The 20,685-nt window shown below is 44.6% G+C and carries 21 protein-coding genes; 17 read left to right on the top strand and 4 right to left on the bottom strand.

Annotated elements, in window-relative coordinates; genetic code table 11:
- Positions 1-21: 21 nt before the first annotated feature.
- From bioB to ACUC6J_RS12880, 3 genes are all read left to right on the top strand, one after another.
- Complete coding sequence (bioB, locus tag ACUC6J_RS12890) at positions 22-1,029, top strand: biotin synthase BioB (RefSeq protein ID WP_447248946.1); 1,008 nt, start codon at positions 22-24, stop codon at positions 1,027-1,029.
- Positions 1,030-1,065: 36 nt separating this feature from the next.
- Positions 1,066-2,184 carry a glycerol dehydrogenase gene (locus ACUC6J_RS12885; protein WP_019687369.1) on the top strand — a complete coding sequence of 373 codons (1,119 nt, stop codon included), beginning with the start codon at positions 1,066-1,068 and terminating at the stop codon, positions 2,182-2,184.
- Between the two features lie 131 nt (positions 2,185-2,315).
- On the top strand, positions 2,316-2,807 hold the full coding sequence (locus ACUC6J_RS12880) for a hypothetical protein (protein ID WP_016820779.1): 492 nt from the start codon (positions 2,316-2,318) through the stop codon (positions 2,805-2,807).
- A gap of 74 nt (positions 2,808-2,881) precedes the next feature.
- Here ACUC6J_RS12880 and ACUC6J_RS12875 read toward each other — a convergent pair whose 3' ends face one another.
- Positions 2,882-4,114: an aminopeptidase gene (locus tag ACUC6J_RS12875; RefSeq protein ID WP_016820780.1), complete on the bottom strand. Its 1,233-nt coding sequence runs from the start codon at positions 4,112-4,114 to the stop codon at positions 2,882-2,884.
- Positions 4,115-4,277: 163 nt separating this feature from the next.
- Here ACUC6J_RS12875 and ACUC6J_RS12870 point away from each other — a divergent pair, with 163 nt between their 5' ends.
- The 9 genes from ACUC6J_RS12870 (at position 4,278) to ACUC6J_RS12830 (ending at position 14,779) form a co-directional block, all read left to right on the top strand.
- Entirely contained in the window at positions 4,278-4,574 is a 297-nt protein-coding gene (locus ACUC6J_RS12870; RefSeq protein ID WP_045244528.1) for a hypothetical protein, read from the top strand.
- 126 nt (positions 4,575-4,700) lie between these two features.
- On the top strand, positions 4,701-5,504 hold the full coding sequence (locus ACUC6J_RS12865; protein WP_017427024.1) for an MBL fold metallo-hydrolase: 804 nt from the start codon (positions 4,701-4,703) through the stop codon (positions 5,502-5,504).
- 136 nt (positions 5,505-5,640) lie between these two features.
- Positions 5,641-6,660, top strand: coding sequence for an aldose 1-epimerase (locus ACUC6J_RS12860; protein ID WP_016820782.1), 1,020 nt, complete (start codon positions 5,641-5,643; stop codon positions 6,658-6,660).
- Positions 6,661-6,813: 153 nt separating this feature from the next.
- Positions 6,814-7,524: a FadR/GntR family transcriptional regulator gene (locus tag ACUC6J_RS12855; RefSeq protein ID WP_016820783.1), complete on the top strand. Its 711-nt coding sequence runs from the start codon at positions 6,814-6,816 to the stop codon at positions 7,522-7,524.
- 99 nt (positions 7,525-7,623) lie between these two features.
- On the top strand, positions 7,624-9,168 hold the full coding sequence (locus tag ACUC6J_RS12850) for a 2-isopropylmalate synthase (RefSeq protein WP_044786031.1): 1,545 nt from the start codon (positions 7,624-7,626) through the stop codon (positions 9,166-9,168).
- 165 nt (positions 9,169-9,333) lie between these two features.
- Positions 9,334-10,722: a class II fumarate hydratase gene (fumC, locus tag ACUC6J_RS12845; RefSeq protein WP_016820785.1), complete on the top strand. Its 1,389-nt coding sequence runs from the start codon at positions 9,334-9,336 to the stop codon at positions 10,720-10,722.
- A 204-nt stretch (positions 10,723-10,926) separates the two neighbouring features.
- The gene (locus ACUC6J_RS12840) at positions 10,927-12,393 is read left to right on the top strand and encodes a potassium/proton antiporter (protein ID WP_016820786.1); all 1,467 of its coding nucleotides are present in this window, start codon (positions 10,927-10,929) and stop codon (positions 12,391-12,393) included.
- Between the two features lie 218 nt (positions 12,394-12,611).
- Entirely contained in the window at positions 12,612-13,733 is a 1,122-nt protein-coding gene (locus tag ACUC6J_RS12835) for a phosphodiester glycosidase family protein (protein WP_016820787.1), read from the top strand.
- Between the two features lie 41 nt (positions 13,734-13,774).
- Complete coding sequence (locus ACUC6J_RS12830) at positions 13,775-14,779, top strand: stalk domain-containing protein (RefSeq protein ID WP_044786030.1); 1,005 nt, start codon at positions 13,775-13,777, stop codon at positions 14,777-14,779.
- A 116-nt stretch (positions 14,780-14,895) separates the two neighbouring features.
- Here ACUC6J_RS12830 and ACUC6J_RS12825 read toward each other — a convergent pair whose 3' ends face one another.
- Positions 14,896-15,435: a helix-turn-helix domain-containing protein gene (locus tag ACUC6J_RS12825; RefSeq protein ID WP_016820789.1), complete on the bottom strand. Its 540-nt coding sequence runs from the start codon at positions 15,433-15,435 to the stop codon at positions 14,896-14,898.
- Between the two features lie 271 nt (positions 15,436-15,706).
- On the opposite strand from ACUC6J_RS12825, the gene ACUC6J_RS12820 reads away from it, so the two are divergent.
- Positions 15,707-16,120: a DoxX family protein gene (locus ACUC6J_RS12820; RefSeq protein WP_016820790.1), complete on the top strand. Its 414-nt coding sequence runs from the start codon at positions 15,707-15,709 to the stop codon at positions 16,118-16,120.
- 49 nt (positions 16,121-16,169) lie between these two features.
- Positions 16,170-17,036, top strand: coding sequence for a VOC family protein (locus tag ACUC6J_RS12815; protein WP_016820791.1), 867 nt, complete (start codon positions 16,170-16,172; stop codon positions 17,034-17,036).
- A 70-nt stretch (positions 17,037-17,106) separates the two neighbouring features.
- On the opposite strand, the gene glsA is transcribed toward ACUC6J_RS12815, so the two are convergent.
- Positions 17,107-18,045 (bottom strand): glutaminase A, encoded by a 939-nt coding sequence (gene glsA / locus ACUC6J_RS12810; protein ID WP_017427020.1) that lies wholly within the window; start codon positions 18,043-18,045, stop codon positions 17,107-17,109.
- Positions 18,046-18,221: 176 nt separating this feature from the next.
- Here glsA and ACUC6J_RS12805 point away from each other — a divergent pair, with 176 nt between their 5' ends.
- Positions 18,222-18,557 carry an AMP-binding protein gene (locus tag ACUC6J_RS12805; protein WP_123797259.1) on the top strand — a complete coding sequence of 112 codons (336 nt, stop codon included), beginning with the start codon at positions 18,222-18,224 and terminating at the stop codon, positions 18,555-18,557.
- A gap of 103 nt (positions 18,558-18,660) precedes the next feature.
- Here ACUC6J_RS12805 and ACUC6J_RS12800 read toward each other — a convergent pair whose 3' ends face one another.
- Positions 18,661-18,972 carry a hypothetical protein gene (locus tag ACUC6J_RS12800; protein ID WP_017427018.1) on the bottom strand — a complete coding sequence of 104 codons (312 nt, stop codon included), beginning with the start codon at positions 18,970-18,972 and terminating at the stop codon, positions 18,661-18,663.
- A gap of 291 nt (positions 18,973-19,263) precedes the next feature.
- Here ACUC6J_RS12800 and ACUC6J_RS12795 point away from each other — a divergent pair, with 291 nt between their 5' ends.
- Positions 19,264-20,169 carry an NUDIX hydrolase gene (locus ACUC6J_RS12795; protein ID WP_447248945.1) on the top strand — a complete coding sequence of 302 codons (906 nt, stop codon included), beginning with the start codon at positions 19,264-19,266 and terminating at the stop codon, positions 20,167-20,169.
- 30 nt (positions 20,170-20,199) lie between these two features.
- Positions 20,200-20,682, top strand: a complete 483-nt coding sequence (locus ACUC6J_RS12790) for an NADAR family protein (RefSeq protein WP_447248944.1) — start codon at positions 20,200-20,202, stop codon at positions 20,680-20,682.
- The last annotated feature ends 3 nt before the right edge of the window (positions 20,683-20,685 follow it).

Here is a 20,685-nt window from a genome sequence, read left to right as displayed (position 1 = left end):
CTAAATAAGGGAGGATGAAGTATGAATTTATTCAATAAGGCTGTAAATTGGGACTCATTAGCTGAAAAAGCGATACATTTCAGCAATCTGACGCTGGAAGAAGGCACGGCGGTACTGGAAGCGGACGATGTGGAAATATTACCGATTATGCAAGCTGCATTTCAGGTACGGCATCATTTTTACGGAAAAAAAGTAAAGCTCAATATGATCATGAACGCCAAAAGTGGTCTGTGCCCGGAGGATTGTGGTTATTGCTCACAATCCATCGTTTCTACGGCACCTGTCAGCAAGTATAGTATGCTGGATAAGGAATCATTGTTGGCTGGGGCAAGGGAAGCCCTAGCACGAAAAGCGGGGACATATTGCATTGTAGCTTCCGGCAAAGGTCCGACAGATCGGGAGCTGGATCAGGTGATTGATGCTGTACAAGAAATTAGTCGTACCATGCCGCTCAAAATTTGCGCTTGCTTGGGGATTCTCAAGGGAGATCAAGCACAGCGATTGGCAGATGCTGGGGTACACCGTTACAATCATAATTTAAATACAAGCAAAGCCAACTATCCCTCGATTACGACCACACATACATATGACCAACGCATCGAAACTGTGAAAATGGCTCAATCACACGGAATGTCTCCATGCTCTGGCGTTATTATCGGTATGGGGGAGACGAATGAGGAAATCGTTCACATGGCTTATGCCTTACGAGAGTTGGATGCCGACTCTATTCCGATTAATTTCCTGAATCCAATCCCCGGAACCCCTTTGGGAGAAGCACAGCGGATCTCACCGATCCAAGCTTTAAAGGTGTTGGCACTGTTTCGGTTCATCTGTCCATCCAAAGAAATACGCGTCGCAGGCGGAAGGGAATTGAATTTACGCTCATTACAACCGCTAGCCCTTTATGCAGCAAATTCGATTTTTGTAGGAGATTATTTAACGACAGCAGGCCAAGAAGTTACCGCTGATCATCAAATGATAGAAGATTTTGGCTTTGAAATTGAGATGTGTGCCCTTTCAGCCGTATAATAGAGATTGTACAAACATGGAAGGGAGAGTTGAATGATGAGCGAAAAAGTATTTATTAGTCCAGGTAAATATGTGCAAGGGAAAAATGTGATTGATAAAACAGGTGAATATGTTAAGCCTTTAGGCCATACGGCTTTGGTTATTGCGGACAAGCTGGTTTGGGAGATTGCAGCCGATCGAGTGGTCAAAAGTCTGGAACAGGCTGATATCACTGCTATAAAGGTTGAGTTTCAAGGAGAAGCATCCAAAAATGAAGTAAACCGTATTGCTGATGAGGGACGAAGCGGCCAGGTCGATATTGTCATTGGTGTAGGTGGCGGTAAAACACTGGATACCGCTAAAGCCGTTAATGAGCTACTCGGTTCCTCGGTGGTGATTGTTCCAACAACCGCCTCTACAGATGCCCCTACCAGTGCTCTATCTGTTTTGTATACGGATGAGGGTGCATTTGATACGTATACCTTTTTTAGTAAAAATCCGAGCTTAATCCTGGTTGACACGAAGGTCATATCTCAGGCACCGCCTTTGTTCCTCTCCTCAGGTATTGCGGATGCCATGGCAACGTGGATTGAAGCCCGTGCAGTCATTGAAGCTCGTGCTACAACTATGGCTGGCGGCTTGCCAACCTTGGCGGCAGAAGCCATTGCGTCCAAGTGCGAGGAGGTTCTTTTCGATTACGGACTGCAAGCTTATGAATCTGTGAAGCGCAAAGTCGTTACACCAGCGCTTGAAGCGGTGGTAGAAGCCAATACATTGCTAAGCGGTTTGGGCTTTGAAAGCGGCGGCTTGGCAGGTGCACATGCCATTCACAATGGTTTTACCGTACTCGAAGGAGACATTCATCACCTGACGCATGGCCAAAAAGTAGCTTTTGGCACCTTAGTACAGCTTGCCTTGGAAAAAAGACCTTTAACTGAGGTGGAGCGGTATATTGATTTTTACCTAAAACTGGATCTGCCGGTTACGCTGGAAGACATTAAGCTGCAGGAAGCTTCCCGAGAGGATTTGTACCGGGTAGCTCAGGCTGCTACCAAAGAAGGCGAAACCGCTCACAATTTACCATTTGCTGTTACAGCGGATGATGTGCTTGATGCAATTTTAGCGGCTGATCAGTATTCAGTTGCCTACAAGACTAAAATTGGACATAGAAACTAATCACATATGAAATAAGTAGATTCAAAGGTCGCTGATAAGCGGCCTTTTTCCATTATTTAACTTGCGGCTTATGGTATGATTTCCATGGTACATAATTAGAAAATTACCTAAAATTTGAGAGGGGTTTAGCGATGGCCAAATGGAATGTAGAAGACCAAGGTATTCAATATAGTATTGAGTACAAGCGTGGCTTTACCGGAGGAAAAATTATTGTGAATGGTAGCGAGCAGAAGGTGAAAAGCCAGAACGCATTTTTGAACTTGATTGATTTTCCAATTCGATTGAAGGAGAAAGCTGTGAATGTTGTGGTCATTGGCAACAAAGCAGATTTAGCTGTGGACGGTATATATCTTGGGTCCAATCAACCTTATGTTCCAGTAAGTAAGGCTCCGGGCTGGAGCTGGGCTTTTGTCGTGGTCAGCTTAGTTATAGGGTGGCTATTTGCAGGTATCTTTGGTCTGTGTTTGGGGATATTAGGCAGCATGTTTTATGTGAAATCATCTTTATCCTTACATCAAACCATTAATCGAAGAGTTGTAAGCTGCTTTATTGTCTTTTTCATCATCAGCATAGTACAAATCGTATTTGGACTTGCAGCGAATTATTGGATTAATACACTGTAAATGTATGTAACATAATTTAAAGATGAAGCAAGAAGGCTCTCTCGCATGAAGCGGTGAGAGCCTTTTTTACCGTGTTAAATCGCCCAATTTCCTTTACGGAAGATCGGTTCCTCAGTACCGTCTTCGGTAACGCCATTGATGTCCATTTCACCTGAACCAATCATAAAATCGACGTGAGTCAGACTGGAGTTCAGACCGTTGGCAGCCAACTCCTCTTGAGTCATATCCTTACCGCCTTTAAGATTGAATGCATAAGCATTACCGATAGCCAGATGGTTAGAGGCATTTTCATCAAACAATGTATTGTAGAATAAAATGTTTTTATCAGAGATCGGTGACTTATGAGGCACGAGCGCAACCTCGCCCAGGTAGTGTGAACCTTCGTCCATTTCTACGAGATGCTGGAGAGTCTCCAAACCGGTTTCGGCCTGTACATCGACAATACGTCCATTTTCAAAGGTCAGTGAGAAGTTGTCGATGATATTGCCACTGTAGCTGAGTGGCTTGGTGCTGCTGACTTTACCGTTTACTCCCGTTTTAAGTGGAGCAGTAAATACCTCTTCAGTAGGCATGTTGGCTACAAAAGTATGTCCCTGTTGGTTGACGCTTTCGGCTGCTACCCATAGATGGTCTTTTGCCAGTTCGATAGTGAGGTCTGTACCTGGCGCCAGATAATGCAGCTTTTTATAGCGTTTGGAGTTTAAAATATCAGCTTTGCTGGAGAGGGTTTTCAAATGCTCATTCCACGCCTCCACAGGGTTGTCCAGATCCACACGTACAGTGCTGAAAATGGCTTCCCACAGTTTATCCATTTGCTCGGAAGCTGGCAGATCAGGGAATACTTTGGCGGCCCATTCTGCTGAAGGATAAGCAATCAGAGACCAGCTGAACTTGTCAGCCATTTGGTATTCACGGTATTGACGTAACTCATGTGATCGCACACGCTGGGCAGCGGTAATTCTGCTGGACGGAATCCCTTGAAGTAAATCAGGATTCTCGGCAATGACATGGAGCACTGCAGCGCCATTTTCGACTTCTTCTGTCATTTCGGCTGCGTACCATTTGGGGGCAATATTAAAAGTTTCATCAGGAGCTAGTTCATACTGTAATCGGGTAACCGTCTCATCACTCCATTTTACTTTTACCAGCTTAGCTCCGACAGTATACGCTGATTTAACGATAAGTCGTACGAGTTCGGCGGACAAGATTGGCGCATGAACGATAAGTGTCTGCCCAGGTTGGACATTGGCGCCCACTCGAACGGCTAATTCCGCATATTTCTGCAATTTTTGTTGAAAATCTGACATGTAACTTTCCTCCATTTCACGAAAAAGCCTCAAATAAGAATAGGGTAATTCGCACAGTTTTTTTGCAAATTCCACACATAGCTTATATATTGTACAATGTAACGAAAAGGTTCACAAATCAGTTTTGGTACTTTTTAGTGAAAATGAAAGGGCGGATAAATAAATGACGGAGCAAAATTCTTCTCAGGAATTGAAAGAAGTACATATTCAGCAGGCGCAAATGACTAGAGATGAGAACGGTGCATATTTAGGCCAAGTGGTATTTGGAGTAGACGGACAGAGTTCTATATATGAAATCACCTTCCACAGTAAAAAGGGAAAGGAGTGGGATTATAGTCTCCATTTTGCAGGAGAGCCACGCTTGGAGGAAGAGATGCTAGAGATGGATAGCTGGATTGAAGAGAACGATGATCTTTTCGACTATTTGCTGGATGCGGCATGGAGTAAATTACCCGAGTAATGTAAACATGGTCTATTTTCGTGACAAGCGGATTATATTTAGCAGTGTCCGCATAATCTGCTGACATGGGGGAAGCCTAAAGGTCGAGTATAACAGGAAATTCCATGTGAATAGGAGGGTGAAGCTTTGGCAAATCATCTGTTCACCGAAGGAATGACGGCAAATGAAGAGGCTGCTCCCGATCTCCTGAGCTTACGGACGCTGTTTGTAAATGTGTGTTTTATCGGAGAGCCGGGAAGCCGATCCTGGGTGCTGGTGGATACGGGGATGGCAGGATTCACAGACTCGATTATACGCCTAGCTGAGGAACGGTTTACGGGTCCTCCGGTTGCTATTGTGCTTACTCACGGTCATTTTGACCATGTAGGTTCGGTTATTGAGTTGGTTCAGCATTGGGGTACACCTGTTTATGCACACCCTTTGGAATTACCTTATTTAACGGGAATGAAAGATTATCAAAAACCTGACCCTAGTGTGGGGGGAGGCTTGATGTCGGGAATTTCCTTCTTGTACCCCAATGATGCTATAGATCTCGATGATCGCATTACCTCCTTGCCCCAAGATGGTAGTGTCCCCGGCGCCCCTGGTTGGAAGTGGCTGCATACACCAGGACATACGCCTGGTCATGTATCGCTTTTTCATGAGCGGAGACGCTTAATGGTAGCTGGTGACGCTTTTATCACGGTAAAGCAGGAATCGGCCTTGGCTGTGCTTTTACAGGAAAAAGAAATCCACGGACCGCCTGCGTATTTTACAACAGATTGGCAAGCTGCACAGCGGTCAGTGAGGATGTTAGCAGGCTTAAAGCCTGCAATTGCAGTTACAGGGCATGGACATTTCATGCAAGGTACCGAGCTGACTGATCAGTTGGAAAAGCTGGCTGGAAATTTTGAACACATGGCAGTACCCAAACAGGGACGTTATGTGTAATATGTGTGAAGGACGATGCCTTGCGGGGCATCGTTTTTTTGCGTGGACGTGGAATTTTTTTGCTGGACATGGTATAGTCAAGCCAAAAGCTAAACGCTTTCATTAAACATCGTCATTTCATCAAGGAGGATTTTTGATGACACAACAGCATACTGCAATTGGTGATCTTTATTATGGAATACCGGCGATTCGTCTTAAATTTGGACGATATGAAGCGGTTGCCCTGCCAGGAAACGGCGCAAATCTGATTTCTTTTCGTGACAATGAGACGGGATATTCTTTTTTACGTGAGCCGGATGCTGAGAGCATAGAGGCTTTTAAGCAAAGCCCATCCGTTTATGGAATTCCTTTCTTGTTCCCTCCGAATCGATATGAGGATGGAAAATTCCTGTGGAATGGTGTTACATATGAGCTGCCAATTAATGAAGAGGCTACCCATAACCATTTGCACGGCTTTTTACACACCGTTCGGTGGGAGGTTGAGGATTACGGTTCCGGGGAGCAAGGTAGTTATGTGGTAATGAATCAGCATGTAAGGGAAGGGCATCCTATGTTCCGTTATCTACCCTTCACCTTTACGATGAAGCTGACGTACAGCCTTGACGAATTTGGCCTGCATCAGCGTTATGTGATCCATAACGAGGGGGATCAGCCGATTCCCAACTTGTTTGCCTTTCACACAGCCATTCGGGTACCGTTTGTACCTGATAGCTCGCCTGAGGATTACAAGATTAAGGTTACGATCGGTGAGCGGCGTGAGCTGACAGATCGGTTGTTGGCCACTGGACAGTTCCAACCTTTATCCCCGGAAGAGGAACTGATGAAGACAACAGGAGTTAGCCCTTATTTTGCCTCTATGGATAATCATTATACGGCGGCTCCGCAAAATGGACGTAACTACATGGAACTCACACACAGTAAGACAGGTGCTACCCTTGTATACGATGTAGGCACTGCTTATAAGCACTGGATGATTTGGAACAACAAAGCGAACCAGGAATTCATCTGTCCTGAACCGCAAATGAACATGATCAATGCACCGAATCGACCAGACTTGCCTGCGGAAGACATCGGGTTAATTGCACTGGCTCCGGGACATATTTTTGAAACAACCAGCCGTCTGTATTGTGTGACTCCGAATAAAACGAAATCTTAATATGTTCTTTATCCAAATAAGCTTGCATCGTGGTGAACGGTGCAGGCTTTTTCGATTGCTAAGGCTGCAGTTACAAGACCATTAAGAAAGATTATGAAAAAGGTTGCAGAAAAGCAATGTGTCATAGTATGATACGAAACAGGAGATGATCAGATGAATCATGGAATGATGCCTTTTCAAGCTGTTAAACGCAAGCAAATTGCAGATGAAGTGGCTGAGCAGTTGCAACGAAAAATTACTGCTGGTGAATGGAATGTAGGCACTAAGATTCCAACCGAGCCCGAGCTTATGAAGCTATTTGGAGTCGGGCGATCTACAGTTCGGGAGGCGGTTAGCGTACTGGTGCATGCCGGTCTATTAGAGAAAAAGCAAGGACACGGGACCTTTGTCTGCCAACCGACGACTTCCCAAGAACCATTGGATTACCGACTAAGCCGTGCTGAAATTATTGAAGTTTATGAAGTGCGGAGCGTGCTGGAACTGGAGATTGCCAGATTAGCTGCGTTACGTCGTAATGACGAAGATTTACGCTTGATGCGAGAGGCACTGGACCGTCGAGCTGCGACATTGGCTGCTGGAGATATGAATGGGTACTTGGATGCGGATATTACTTTTCACTTGGCTGTTGCAGCAGCTACAGGCAATAAGGTGCTTACGGACGTATACCGCAGCTTTGTAGAGGCTATTCGCAAGGCGCTGAGCAATCTGATTACCGATCCGGCGATGCCAAATCATTTTACACTTCAGCATGAAAAAATTTATGAAGCGATCTTGGATCAGGATGGTAAGGCTGCAGAGTTATATAGTATTCAGCATTTGGACGGCACCAAGCTGGAGCTGCAAAAGCATATGGGAAGTTCCTAATTTTTTTAATCCTAAACATCAGATGATCGGATGAATAAAATGATGTATAAACCTTCTACTTTGAGCATCTCCTAAAATCAAACCAAAGGTGGTATCTGTATGCGCAAAATATGGGTGTTGGACACAACGTTAAGAGATGGAGAACAATCACCAGGAGTTAGCTTAACCAGCACAGAAAAGGTGGAAATCGCTCTTCAGCTTCAAAAATTAGGCGTAGATCGGATTGAGACCGGCTTTCCGGCAACCTCACCTGGTGAGATCATCAGCATGCAGGAGATTGCCAAACAGGTCACCCAAGCAACACTGGTTGGTTTTGCACGCTCGAAAGAGCAGGATATAGATGCGGTCAGAGAAGCTCTACGGGGAGCGGAGGACGCTTGTCTTCACTTGTTCCTGGCTACCTCACCTATTCATCGCCAGCATAAGCTACGAATGGATAAAGCGAAGGTATTAGAGACCGCTGCTGCTGCCATTCGTTATGGACGTAAGTATTTCAGCAAGGTAGAATTTTCGGCAGAGGATGCCAGTCGTACCGAGTTGGACTTTATTTGTGAAGTTGTAGATATGGCAATTCGCGCTGGAGCGACCGTCGTCAATTTACCGGATACCGTAGGTTATGCCTCGCCAGATCAGTTTGGAGAAATGTTTAGAATCGTAAAACAACAAGTACCAGGTATTGAAAAAATACAGCTTAGCACACACTGTCATGATGATCTTGGGATGGCAACAGCTAATACGCTGGCAGCTATCCGTAACGGTGTAGATCAATTTGAAGGTACCATTAATGGTATTGGCGAGCGAGCCGGAAATACACCTATCGAGGAGGTCGCACTGGCCCTTGACACGAGAACCGATCTCTATGGTGCACAAACGAGTCTGGTTTTGGAGGAACTGTATGCTACCAGTCGACTGGTAAGCAAGCGTACTGGAATGTCGGTACCGGGGAACAAGGCCATTGTTGGGGCCAACGCATTTGCACATGAGTCCGGTATACACCAGGACGGGATGCTGAAGGAGCGTACAACATATGAGATCGTGTCCCCTGAGCGCATTGGTTTGAAGACCAGTAAACTTGTATTAGGCAAGCATTCGGGAAGTCATGCGTTTAAGGAAAAACTGGCGGACATGGGGTTTGATGTTTTGACAGAGGAACAACTTCAGGCTGCATTTCGCAAATTCAAAGCCTTGGCAGATAAGAAAAAACAGGTGTTGGATGAGGATTTACTTGTCCTGATGGATGAAAGCCGCAATGCCTCACCTCAAATTTACACACTAAATTCTATTCAGGTGTCCTATGGTAATCAGTCGGTTCCAGTCGCCTCTATACGGTTGAATAAACAAGATGGCACATCAATTGATGAAGTTGCGATGGGTAATGGTTCTGTAGATGCGATTTTTCATGCGATTGACAAGGCTAGTGGTGAAGTGGTGGAGTTGGAGGATTACTCCATCCAGTCTGTAACGTATGGCAAAGATGCGTTGGGGGAAGTTCACGCTATTTTGAGGCAAGGTGAGTACACAGCACTGGGAAGAGGTACTAGTACAGATATTTTGGAAGCTAGCGCTAAAGCTTATATCGACGCACTAAATAAGCTACTGGGCAGAAAAGAAGTGCATGCCAAAAGCAACATCACGATTAGCTGAGGCTGGTAATCAAGCTCATAGCTGAATTTTTTCTTCTATCTCCTCTAACCTTATCGTAAAAAAGCGCTTGCAAAATATATGATAACATTTGAAATTTAATGTATAATAGGCAAAGAAGATCACCATATTTTGTCTGAATTACATAGGCCAAGAGGAGGAAATGAGTTGAACTACCGCATTGAAAAGGATACGTTGGGCGAAATCAAAGTACCGGCAGATCGTTTGTGGGGAGCGCAGACACAGCGCAGTAAGGAAAATTTCCCGATTGGCTCGGAGAAAATGCCATTAGAGGTCATTCAGGCGTTCGCGGTACTCAAAAAAAGTGCGGCGATCAGCAATTATAAGTTGGGTAAGCTATCTCAGGAAAAACAGGATGCTATTATTTATGCAGCGGATGAAATTCTAGCTGGACGAGTTGATGACCATTTCCCATTGGTTGTATGGCAGACAGGGAGCGGTACGCAGTCTAATATGAATGTCAATGAAGTGATTGCTCATCTAGGCAGCGAATGGTTACAAGAACAGGGAAAAGATGCGAAGCTGCATCCGAATGACGATGTGAATATGTCGCAAAGCTCAAATGATACGTTTCCTACAGCGCTTCATGTAGCGGGTGTCATTGCGGTCGAGGACCGTTTGTTGCCTGCCATTGACAAGCTGAAAGAGACTTTTCAACAGAAGTCAGAACAGTTCAAGGATATTATCAAAATTGGTCGAACCCATTTGCAGGATGCGACACCGCTTACACTGGGTCAGGAAATCAGCGGCTGGTATGCCATGCTGGACAAAAGCAAGCGAATGATCGTCGACATGGTTCAATATATGAAGGAGCTGGCGATTGGCGGAACAGCAGTGGGCACAGGAATTAATGCTCATCCAGAGTTTGGCTCCCGAACCTCTGCGGAAATTTCCGGCTTCACTGGCAAAACGTTCACTTCTGCACCTAATAAATTTCATGCGCTGACCAGTCACGATGAAGTGGTGGCTGTACATGGAGCAATCAAAGCGCTAGCTGCGGATTTGATGAAAATCGCCAATGATGTTCGCTGGCTGGCTAGTGGTCCGCGAAGCGGCTTGGGGGAAATCACGATTCCTGCTAACGAGCCGGGTAGCTCCATTATGCCAGGTAAGGTAAATCCTACCCAGAGTGAAGCACTGACGATGGTCGTTACGCAAGTCATGGGTAATGATGCAGCTATCGGATTTGCAGCAAGTCAAGGTAATTTTGAACTGAATGTGTTTAAGCCAGTAATCATATACAACTTTTTGCAATCAGTTCATCTACTGGCCGATTCCATCATTGCTTTTAATGACAACTGTGCCGTTGGCATCGAGCCCGATCTCGCCAAGATTGAGCACAATTTGAATAATTCACTAATGTTGGTGACAGCATTGAATCCACATATTGGATATGAAAATGCTGCTAAAATCGCCAAACTTGCACATGCAGAAGGGCTGTCTCTAAAGGAAGCGGCACTCCGCAGTGGACTGCTGACGGAAGAGCAGTTTGACCAATATGTTGTACCAGCACATATGATTCAGCCCAAAGCCTAAGCACGACGAACGGGTACAGCTTGAGAAATTTAAAAAAAATGTACAAACCAGCTTGTGGAGTGCGGAATTTAGCACAGACCATGAGCTGGATTTTTTGATTTTCTCATATATTTTTTTACTTATGATTAGTATTCTGTGTGATTTGAGGGTATATAGTTAGAAGGCGAAAAAATGAACATTTATTTTCAAGATAGGAGAAGCCGTATGGAACAGACAACCGTGATTAATTTGATTGTGCTTTTGCTGTCCGGCTTGCTGCTGGTCGGTGTGCTGACTACCAAATTTTCCAGCCGTTTCGGTATGCCTGCGCTAGTTTTGTTTATTGCTGTAGGCATGGTGCTCAGTCAGTTTATTTATTTTGATAATGCCTTTATCACACAGCTGGTGGGCATTCTCGCGCTCATTGTAATCTTGTTTGAAGGCGGGATGCAGACAAAGTTTACAGATGTTAAGCCAGTAATTCGACCTGCGTTGTCATTATCAACGTTAGGGGTCATCATCACGACTGTAGTCATTGGCGTGTGCGCCAAGTTTATTTTAGGCGTAAGCTGGATGGAATCCATGCTGTTTGGCGCTATTGTCGGATCGACAGATGCGGCAGCTGTGTTTTCCGTTTTAGGAGGTAAAAACATCAAAAAGCGAATTACCTCGACGCTTGAAGCGGAATCCGGCAGTAATGACCCGATGGCTGTATTTCTCACAGTAACATTGATTGAGCTGATACATCACCCTGAGCAATCCATTTGGATACATATCTTGTTGTTTTTATGGGAAATGGGTTTTGGTCTAGCCGTTGGTTTTGTACTCGGACGCTTAGGTGTATATGCGATTAATAAAATGAATTTTGATTCATCCGGTTTGTATCCTGTAATGGCATTGGCATTTGCAGTCTTGACGTATGCGGCGGCATCATTACTGGAGGCGAGCGGATTGCTGGCGGTATATGTCATGGCCATTGTATTGGGAAATTCCGACTTGACCTACAAGCGATCCATTATCCATTTTAACAATGGCTTCGCCTGGATGGTGCAAATTATGATGTTTGTCTTGCTCGGCCTATTGGTCTTTCCCGATCAATTGCTGGGCATTGCGTGGCAAAGTTTGGCGCTCTCCTTCATCCTCATGCTGGTGGCTCGTCCAATAGGTGTGTTCCTAAGCTTGCTTTTTTCCAGGTACTCTGTTCGCGAGAAGACACTGTTATCCTGGGCAGGACTGCGGGGAGCGGTACCCATTGTACTAGCAACTTATCCATTACTGGACGAAATGGATGTAGGACCTTTGTTTTTTAATGTCGTATTTTTCGTTGTGCTCACCTCTGCGATTATTCAAGGTACCACGATCTCGTGGCTAGCGGTGAAGCTTGGCTTGATGGACCCTAACGAGACATCGTCGCCTTCACTGTTGGAATTAGTTTCTTTGGGAAAAACCACTTCGGAAATCAACCACATTCAGGTACAAAAGGGGATGTCGATAGCCGGCAAGGCGATTCAGGATATACAGCTGCCTGAAGACATCTTATTCACAGCCATTATTCGGAACGAGCAAATTATTGCCCCGAGAGGTACAACTGTGATTGAACCGGGCGATACTTTGTATGTGCTTAGTCCCAAACTTAAGCGCCAGCAGATGAAAGAGCTGTTCATGCTACTCGAACCGGAGGCTGCTCCTTAAATAGGATATCCCCCTATTTACAGCCCTTCACATTTATGTGAAGGGCTTTTTGCTGTATTCTTTTTAAGAGTGGATGAATCTGTTAAAAAATTGACACTATCATTCTACAAAATTAGTTTATGATATTGTCGTTAGATGTCGCAGCCTATCGCTACTGATCATTTGATGGGCAATAGTGAAGAAATACGATAGAAGTCACCAAACAGGAGAGATGATGAATGAAACCGGAAGTCTTGCCACAGCGTGCAGCAGCTCGCAGGCAGAAAAATAAGAAAAAGAAACGAAAAGGAAAATTTGGTCGCTTTATGTTGCGACTTTTTATTGTATTCCTGTTAGCAGGAATTGGGGGCGGTGCATGGTTGTTTTTAACCCCTTCTGGCAAGGAGATGCGCTATTTGGCTGCGGATACGCTGATTACGACTCAGCATCGTCACTGGGCGAAATATTTTATCGGCGAAGCAGAGGCGAAGAAGCGCGTGGCTGAATATTCGGCCCGGTTCGAAGAGATGGGAGAGGAAAAGGATAGACATACAATCAATCTGCCTGATCTGATACCTACTAAAGTACAACAGACGCCGTTGGTTGAAGTGGAAGAGGTATCGGGTCGTAACTATCATGGCTATGTTATGACGGTGCATGACCCCACTAAAATTAGGCTCGGGGTTCCTGCTAAAGTCGGCCGGGGAGAACATGTATCTAGTATGGTCGAGCGTTTGGGGGCCGTTGCTGGTGTAAACGGCGGTGGATTCGCTGATCCCAACTGGAACGGAAATGGCTTTAAACCGATTGGTGTTGTCATTTCTCAGGGCCAGATATACTACAACGATATGGGTAAAAATGCCTCTGTTCAAATCGTAGGTATTGATAAACAGGGAAAAATGATAGCCGGTCACTATTCGTTGTCCGAGTTGTCCAAAATGAATGTGCAAGAAGCGGTTACTTTCCAACCACGCCTAATTGTGAATGGAAAAGGTCTGATTCGCAATGCAAGCGAGGGATGGGGCATTGCTCCCCGTACCGCGATGGGACAGAGAGCAGACGGGGCAATCCTTTTCGTAACCGTCGACGGTCGCCAGCCTGGGTACAGCATAGGTGCCAACTTGTATGATATGCAAAATATTTTACTTAAGCATGGAGCGGTTATCGGTGCTAATTTGGATGGAGGTTCATCAACGGTGCTCGTCAAGGATAACACCATTGTCAACAAGCCTTCCTCTGAATACGGAGAACGATATTTGCCGACTGCGTTTCTCGTATTTGAGCATCCAGAGACCGTCAGTATTCCGAACATCTGGGCAGGGATGAGACCTGGAGACATTGACGCAGCCAAAAAGAAATAGAGCCGGAATGAACAAGTCTATTAAGTGAACGGAGACTCATAATGAAGCTAGATCGAACAGGATTTCAGCGATTGTTTGTCGCCTTGCTGATGCTACCATTGCTCTTGACAACAATGCACCAAGGAGAAGTCGAAGCGGCTGAACAGGGAACCACAGCACCTCAATCAACACAACTAACAGATATTGTTATAGCCGGTCAACCCTTAAACAACAAGACCAAATCTCTATTGATTGACGGTAAGCTCATGGTACCGCTTAAACCTTTGGCTGAAGCTGTAGGTGCAAGCTACCATTGGGATGCTAAAAAAAAGCAGGTCACGCTGCAAAAGTGGGCAGAACCCTTAGTTCTTAAGGAGCGATTACGTAAGAGCAAGCAGCAGCTTACATTTGAGGTTGTAGGTAAAGACGTATATGTGCCTCTTAGAGATGTATCGCTTGATTTAGGTTATACGTTAGAGAAGACAAATACACAGATTCAGATCCAGCCACCGATTCACGGTAAACTAAAAGAACAAATATATGAGGGAGATCTCGTGGCAGCACGTGAAGCATTAATCCACTTAGAAAGACGTTCTGTCCATCCTTATATAGAAGAACATCGTCCTAACACTGAGCTGCTGTCCAGTGTCTATATGTTCCCCCAAGGCGAAGCATTGCGGTATTTTACAGTGAACGGGGATGTGCTGAGTCTGGTTGAAGTGAAGGACGGTTTTCCGATTGTTACCTATCAAGGGTATGTGGGAGCTCCCTTTGATAAAACCTTTACGATGGAATACGATCCACTGGAGCTGTTTTTGGCTAATAAAGCCAAAGATCAGTGGGGAACCTATCCGAAATTAAATAAGCCGCTGATCTACGAGTATACTACAGGATGGGGGGACAGCAGCTCTACTTATTATGGGCGTATTACTACGGATAAAAAAGAAGAGTTGTTGGGTACGACGGGTGATCCGGTAAGCGGGCTCCCAGCCAATGCCAAGCAGATCATGAAAACCTTTAAGCTGCCGTGGGAATCACGTACAGATGCCCAGCAGGCGATGGGATAAGTTTAGCAGAGTAGCTACTACAAAAAAGCGTGTATCGTTGAAGTTAATTTAACTTCCCGGTACACGCTTTTTACAATGAAATGGGTAATGAATATTGTGATATGCTCAAATCTTGTTTAGGCGTCATTTTCTGCTTCGAGAAACACGGAGATCAGAATACGCGCGTTGTTTTCTCCAACATTTTTGGCATAGTGGGGGATGGCTGCTCTCCAGCTAAAGGAATCTCCTGCTTCCAGAGTAGCTGAATCCTCACCCTGCTCCACGTATACCGTACCCTCCAAAATAAAATGAATCTCATCCCCTGCATGAGCATGTTCTTCTTCTGTAGATGAGCCTGGCGGCATGTCCACCAGCATCATTTTGACATTACCCTGACCACCCAAATGATCGACCTGGAGTTTGTTTTTACCATACAATGTTTTACGACGCTCGTCCTTACGAATCACTTGCATCCGTTCCTCTTCTTTAAGAAGCAGAAAAGCGAGAGGTACGTTCAGCGCATTAGCGATGCTGTCCAATGTAGCGATGGAAGGGGAGGTTTTATTATTTTCGACTTGACTCATAAATCCTTGAGATAGACCGGTTCGTTCGCAGATTTGCTGGATGGATAAATTTTTACGTTTACGAGCCGCACGAATGTTGCATCCTATACCCATAGAGCGTTCCTCCTTTTAGGGAAATATAATATATACTAATTTATTATTCATCATACCAAATAATTTGTTGACAGACTATAGTTTCTTATGCTAAATTCACATTACAAAATAATTATTACTATTACTAATAATTTGAGTGTAATTCATACTTATGTGTTGCAGTATAGATTCGGACGTCATTATTTTTTTGGCTAAATTATTAGTAATATAAATTAATTATTCATATACGCTTGTATGAGTGTATTAAAACAAACAGAATGGAGAGATAAAGATGAGTTCAGCAAGCAGAAATGTTTCTACAATTATGCGGGTGGCGCTCGGAATTTTGTTTTTGGCGCACGGAATTGCTAAATTCCAAATGGGATTGGGTAATGTTGCAGGCTGGTTTTCCAGCATTGGTGTCCCAGGATTTTTAGGTTATGTCGTTGCGGTGATTGAGTTGGTCGGCGGGATTGCATTAATTCTTGGATTGCTTACTCGCTATGTATCCGGACTTTTAGTTATTGTATTGATCGGCGCTATTTTCACGGCCAAATTGTCCGGCGGGTTGATGGGGAATGGTCAAGGCGCTGGCTATGAGCTGGATATTGCTTTTATTCTGGTAGCTCTTCATCTCGTATTTGCGCCGACAACTCGCTGGTCTCTGGATTCTTTGTTCAGCCGTCGTGGGTCAACAGAACAATAAATTTGATTAAGCCTTAGTCCTCCAATCCATGTAGAAAGAGGGAAATCTCATGACAGCACATATTCATGACAACACTAAAATCGGGCAGGTTTCATTAAAAGTTAGTAACTTGGAGCGCTCTATTCAATTTTACACTGAGGTCATTGGTTTACAGCTTCTACGTCAAACAGCGGATACCGCTGAATTGACTGTTGACGGAAAGCATGCGCTACTGATTCTTAACTATATTGAAAATGCAGTTATTCTGCCGCGCCAGTCTGCAGCCGGATTGTATCACTTTGCTATTCTTCTACCAGATCGTATAGCTCTGGGTTTGTCTTTGCGTAATCTGCTGGCTCATGAGATTGAAATCGGACAGGGAGACCATGATGTAAGTGAAGCATTATACATCCATGATCCCGATAATAACGGAATTGAAATCTATGCGGATCGTCCTCGTAATCAATGGAAAAAAGATGCAAATGGATTTTACATGATGGGAACTGGACCTGTGGATGCAGAAGACCTGATTGCCATTTCTGAAAACTTACCTTGGCAGGGACTGCCACAGGGAACGGTAATTGGGCATGTTCACTTCCATGTGTCTAATTTGCTCACAGCACAGCAATTTTATTGCGATGTGCTTGGCTTTGACATTACATGCCGATATGGATCTTCAGCCTTGTTCGTTTCCGCAGGTGGTTACCACCACCATATGGGCTTAAATATATGGGCAGGTGAAGGAGCGCCACCAGCTCCCGAGCAGGCTGCTGGATTGGATTATTTTGAACTGAATGTTCCAGACCAACAAGAATTGGATGCCATTACTGCTCGTTTGACTGCGGCAGGTTATCGATTACAAGAACGTGATGGGGCCTTGTATGTGGCTGACCCGTTCCGTATTCAAATCAAATTGGTTCAGGGTCAAACCATTTAACATAGCAAGAACGTAACAGAAAAGGGTATTCCTATGAGCCGTACTGGCTGGGAATACCCTTTTTTATATCCTAAAACAAACTCCAATCCAAATCGCGGGACATTGTCTCCAGCAAGTGTACCCCCGCTGTACTGTTGCCCATACGATTCAATGAAGGCCCCACTAACCCGATGCCGTATCGTCCAGGTACCATCGTCATTATACTGCCAGATACGCCGCTTTTGGCAGGGAGTCCGACTTGAATGGCAAATTCACCAGAGGCGTCATACATACCGCATGTTGTCATAAATGTTTTGGCGATCTGTACATAGCGACGGGGGATTAAAGGTATACCTGTGACCGGATCACGGCCGTTGTAGGCTAGTATGAGTCCCATACGTGCTAAATCTGTACAGTTTAATTTGACAGCACAATGTCTGAAATAGACGTCAAGCACATCCTCCACATGACCTCTTAAAATCCCCTTTTCCATTAGAAAATAAGCAAGGGAACGGTTCAAATGGCCTGTGGCTGATTCTGAATCGTAGACATCCTGATCATATTCCAATGTGTCATTATGAGTAAGCAGACGGAAAAATTGAAGAACACGGGCAAATCTCTCTTCTGGACTGTTTCCGCGAATCAGAGAGGAGACCGCGATTGCTCCGGCATTAATCAGTGGGTTAAATGGAATCCCCGGCTCGACTAGTTCTAGCTTTAGCATGGAATTAAAACGGTCTCCGGTAGGCTCCATACCTACCTTAGAGAAGACAACGTCCTCTCCATTATCCATCAAGGCCAGAATGAGCGTAAATACCTTTGAGATGCTTTGCATCGTAAACTGGATTTCCGTATTTCCGGCTACCACGGTCTCACCCGCACCGTTCATGACCACAATACCCAGCGCGTCGGCCGGGGCCTTGGACAGTTCGGGAATATACGCTGCTACCTTGCCATGAATATACTCATGACGGCTTTGTTCTACCCATTCCGGCAGTTTGGTCTGTAGTCTCTGCCACTCCGATGTCATTTCTTTTCCTCCAGTCGAGTAACCAATCTGTGGTATTTATTGTAGAGCAAGAAGTAGCTATATACTTATTTTAAAGAAATGTTCAGTCGAAAAACAAGCTCTGATGTCATTTCTTTTTCTCCAGTTAAATCCCCAAACTATTGTAATATCTGGATTATGGCTGACAGGAGAAGGAGATGAAGTTGAGCATGTTACATGGTATGTTAGCGGATTACCCACGGGAGAAAACGATTCATCAGTTGTTTGAGGAGCAGGTTGAGCGCACACCGGACCATGTGGCGGTTGTACTTGGGGACAAGCACTTGACGTATGCTGATCTGAACAAACAGGCCAATCAGCTTGCACATGCTTTGCGGGTCAAAGGTGTAGATAAGGACGAGCCCGTCGGGATCATGGTCGAATGCTCATTGACTATATCGATACCGAACTTTATGTCGATAACTCAAGATCGTTTTTGCACAGTCTACAAGAGCTTGAAACCGATGACCTTTGGTACAAGTAAAGTGAAGTAAGGTGAAGTAAAAAAACTGCCGACAGGGTCGACAGTTTTAGTTTAAAGACCTTCTGATGATTCAATTGGATTCATCAGAAGGTTATTTTGCTATGTACTAGAAATCAATAATAGCTGCTGGAATTTAATGAGCTTATGATCGCAGGCAATAGAGCAACAGCCATAATGATATAGATAACAATTACAATAGCGGCCCATAGCAGGCCTGCTTTAGCGTAGTTCGCTTTGCTCGGATTTGTCGAGCCGCTAAAAGCCCACACAAACAGCATAACAATTCCAACTACTGGTATTGCCATCAGGAGTAAGCTGATCATCCACTCCTTGAATGAAACAGGTGGCGGGTAAACAGGGGCAGGTCTGGACGGTGCTCCTTGTTGATTGTATTGCGGATTAAACGGGTTAGACGGGTTAGACAATTGGATCTTCTCCTTACGTGTTTAGTATGTTGTGTTTCCTATATTGTCCAAAACATCATACATGATATGACAATAAGCAACAAGTAAAATTCAGTAAACAGTCTAATAGTACTATCACATGACCAAAAATAGGTCTATACACCCTATTGACGAAGTGCTAATTATATATTAATGTATTGATATTAACATTTTGTTTTTATCAAATGATTTAAATTAAAATTTACATAGAGCATTCGTTGCTTTTGAAGGAAAAGCGATGATGTCCCAAATATGAGCAGGTAGGTGACACAAGTGACAGATAGATCGAAATACAACGACAGTGGCTTGACGGAGGAGCAATTTTTGGCCCTTTATGATGCTAATCAATATGAGCGTCCATCCGTAACGGTAGATATGCTGCTATTTACTGTAATGGATCAGCTCCAGCAGAATTACCGTAAGCTACCGGAGAAAACACTTCAGCTCCTCTTGATCCAAAGAGGAGAGCATCCTTTTATAGGGCAATGGGCGTTGCCCGGCGGTTTTGTAGGCATGAATGAAAGCCTGGAAGAGGCTGCACGCCGTGAGCTTAAAACTGAAACCAATGTGGATCAGATTTATATGGAGCAGCTGTACACTTGGGGAGATGTAGCACGTGATCCGCGTATGCGGGTGATCAGCTGCGCTTACATGGCGTTAGTAGACCATGAATCCTTGGAGGTACAGGCAGGAGATGATGCCGCAGATGCTCAATGGTTTGAGCTGGATTACAGTGTGGCTCAGGAGACGCGGACGAATCAACCGGAAGGTTATACGTGGGAGCAAAACATTGACATTACATTGAAGCATGCGGACATCCTTTTAACAGCCAAAGTGAAAGTAACTGAAATTCTTAAAGGGAAAACCATAGAAATCAAGCGAGAAGTGCTGGAGTCACAGGGAATTGCTTTTGATCATGCCAAAATTATTGCGTACGGTATTGAGCGTCTACGCAGCAAAATTGAATACACAGATATTGCGTTTCACCTGATGCCAGCTCTGTTTACACTGAGTGAACTCCAACAGGTGTATGAAATTATTTTAGGTAAAGGGCTGTTAGCCGCGGCTTTTCGTCGTAAAATAGCAGATCTCGTGGAAGAAACCAATGAATACAGGAAGGCGGCCGGACATCGTCCGTCCAAGCTATACCGATTTAAGCCACGGTCACGTTTTATATAGCATAAAAGGAAGAAGAAATGAGGATTAGTCATGGAGAAGTTTACATTTTTTTATCGCAGTCATTCACCATTTTCGCAATGGTACCCTTGTGAATTTGTCGTAGATGGATTGGAGTTTAACTGTGCTGAGCAATATATGATGCTAAAAAAAGCGCAGCTTTTCGGAGATGAAGAGGCAGCTCTGAAAATTATGCAAGCCCCTACCCCAAGGGAGCAAAAAGCCCGTGGTCGCAGTGTGCGCGGATTTGACCAATCCTTATGGGAAGCAAATTGCCAGCAATTTGTGTATGACGGAAATTATGCCAAGTTCACCCAAAATACGAATTTGCTCAAGCACCTGCTTAAAACGAAGGGAACTACTCTGGTTGAGGCTAGTCCTACGGATACCATTTGGGGTGTAGGTTTAGCTGAAAATGATGCTCGTATACAGCACCGGAAGCTATGGCGGGGTACGAACTGGCTGGGGGAAATATTGACGAATTTACGTGAAGATCTATTGCAAAAGGAGGATTAGTCA

This window comes from Paenibacillus sp. JJ1683 (assembly GCF_053006485.1).
The sequence above is the reverse complement of the archived record's forward strand: the minus strand, read 5'-3'. Positions and strand labels throughout refer to the sequence as shown.

Bases quoted from the DNA above. Each gene is read 5' to 3' on its own strand.
- ACUC6J_RS12835 (WP_016820787.1), top strand. From the start codon at position 12,612: ATGAAACCGGAAGTCTTGCCACAGCGTGCAGCAGCTCGCAGGCAGAAA.
- ACUC6J_RS12880 (WP_016820779.1), top strand. From the start codon at position 2,316: ATGGCCAAATGGAATGTAGAAGACCAAGGTATTCAATATAGTATTGAG.
- glsA (WP_017427020.1), bottom strand. From the start codon at position 18,045: ATGACATCGGAGTGGCAGAGACTACAGACCAAACTGCCGGAATGGGTA.
- ACUC6J_RS12870 (WP_045244528.1), top strand. From the start codon at position 4,278: ATGACGGAGCAAAATTCTTCTCAGGAATTGAAAGAAGTACATATTCAG.
- ACUC6J_RS12815 (WP_016820791.1), top strand. From the start codon at position 16,170: ATGACAGCACATATTCATGACAACACTAAAATCGGGCAGGTTTCATTA.
- ACUC6J_RS12805 (WP_123797259.1), top strand. From the start codon at position 18,222: ATGAAGTTGAGCATGTTACATGGTATGTTAGCGGATTACCCACGGGAG.
- ACUC6J_RS12820 (WP_016820790.1), top strand. From the start codon at position 15,707: ATGAGTTCAGCAAGCAGAAATGTTTCTACAATTATGCGGGTGGCGCTC.
- ACUC6J_RS12855 (WP_016820783.1), top strand. From the start codon at position 6,814: ATGAATCATGGAATGATGCCTTTTCAAGCTGTTAAACGCAAGCAAATT.
- ACUC6J_RS12825 (WP_016820789.1), bottom strand. From the start codon at position 15,435: ATGGGTATAGGATGCAACATTCGTGCGGCTCGTAAACGTAAAAATTTA.
- ACUC6J_RS12840 (WP_016820786.1), top strand. From the start codon at position 10,927: ATGGAACAGACAACCGTGATTAATTTGATTGTGCTTTTGCTGTCCGGC.
- ACUC6J_RS12860 (WP_016820782.1), top strand. From the start codon at position 5,641: ATGACACAACAGCATACTGCAATTGGTGATCTTTATTATGGAATACCG.
- bioB (WP_447248946.1), top strand. From the start codon at position 22: ATGAATTTATTCAATAAGGCTGTAAATTGGGACTCATTAGCTGAAAAA.
- ACUC6J_RS12790 (WP_447248944.1), top strand. From the start codon at position 20,200: ATGGAGAAGTTTACATTTTTTTATCGCAGTCATTCACCATTTTCGCAA.
- ACUC6J_RS12885 (WP_019687369.1), top strand. From the start codon at position 1,066: ATGAGCGAAAAAGTATTTATTAGTCCAGGTAAATATGTGCAAGGGAAA.
- ACUC6J_RS12850 (WP_044786031.1), top strand. From the start codon at position 7,624: ATGCGCAAAATATGGGTGTTGGACACAACGTTAAGAGATGGAGAACAA.
- ACUC6J_RS12875 (WP_016820780.1), bottom strand. From the start codon at position 4,114: ATGTCAGATTTTCAACAAAAATTGCAGAAATATGCGGAATTAGCCGTT.
- ACUC6J_RS12830 (WP_044786030.1), top strand. From the start codon at position 13,775: ATGAAGCTAGATCGAACAGGATTTCAGCGATTGTTTGTCGCCTTGCTG.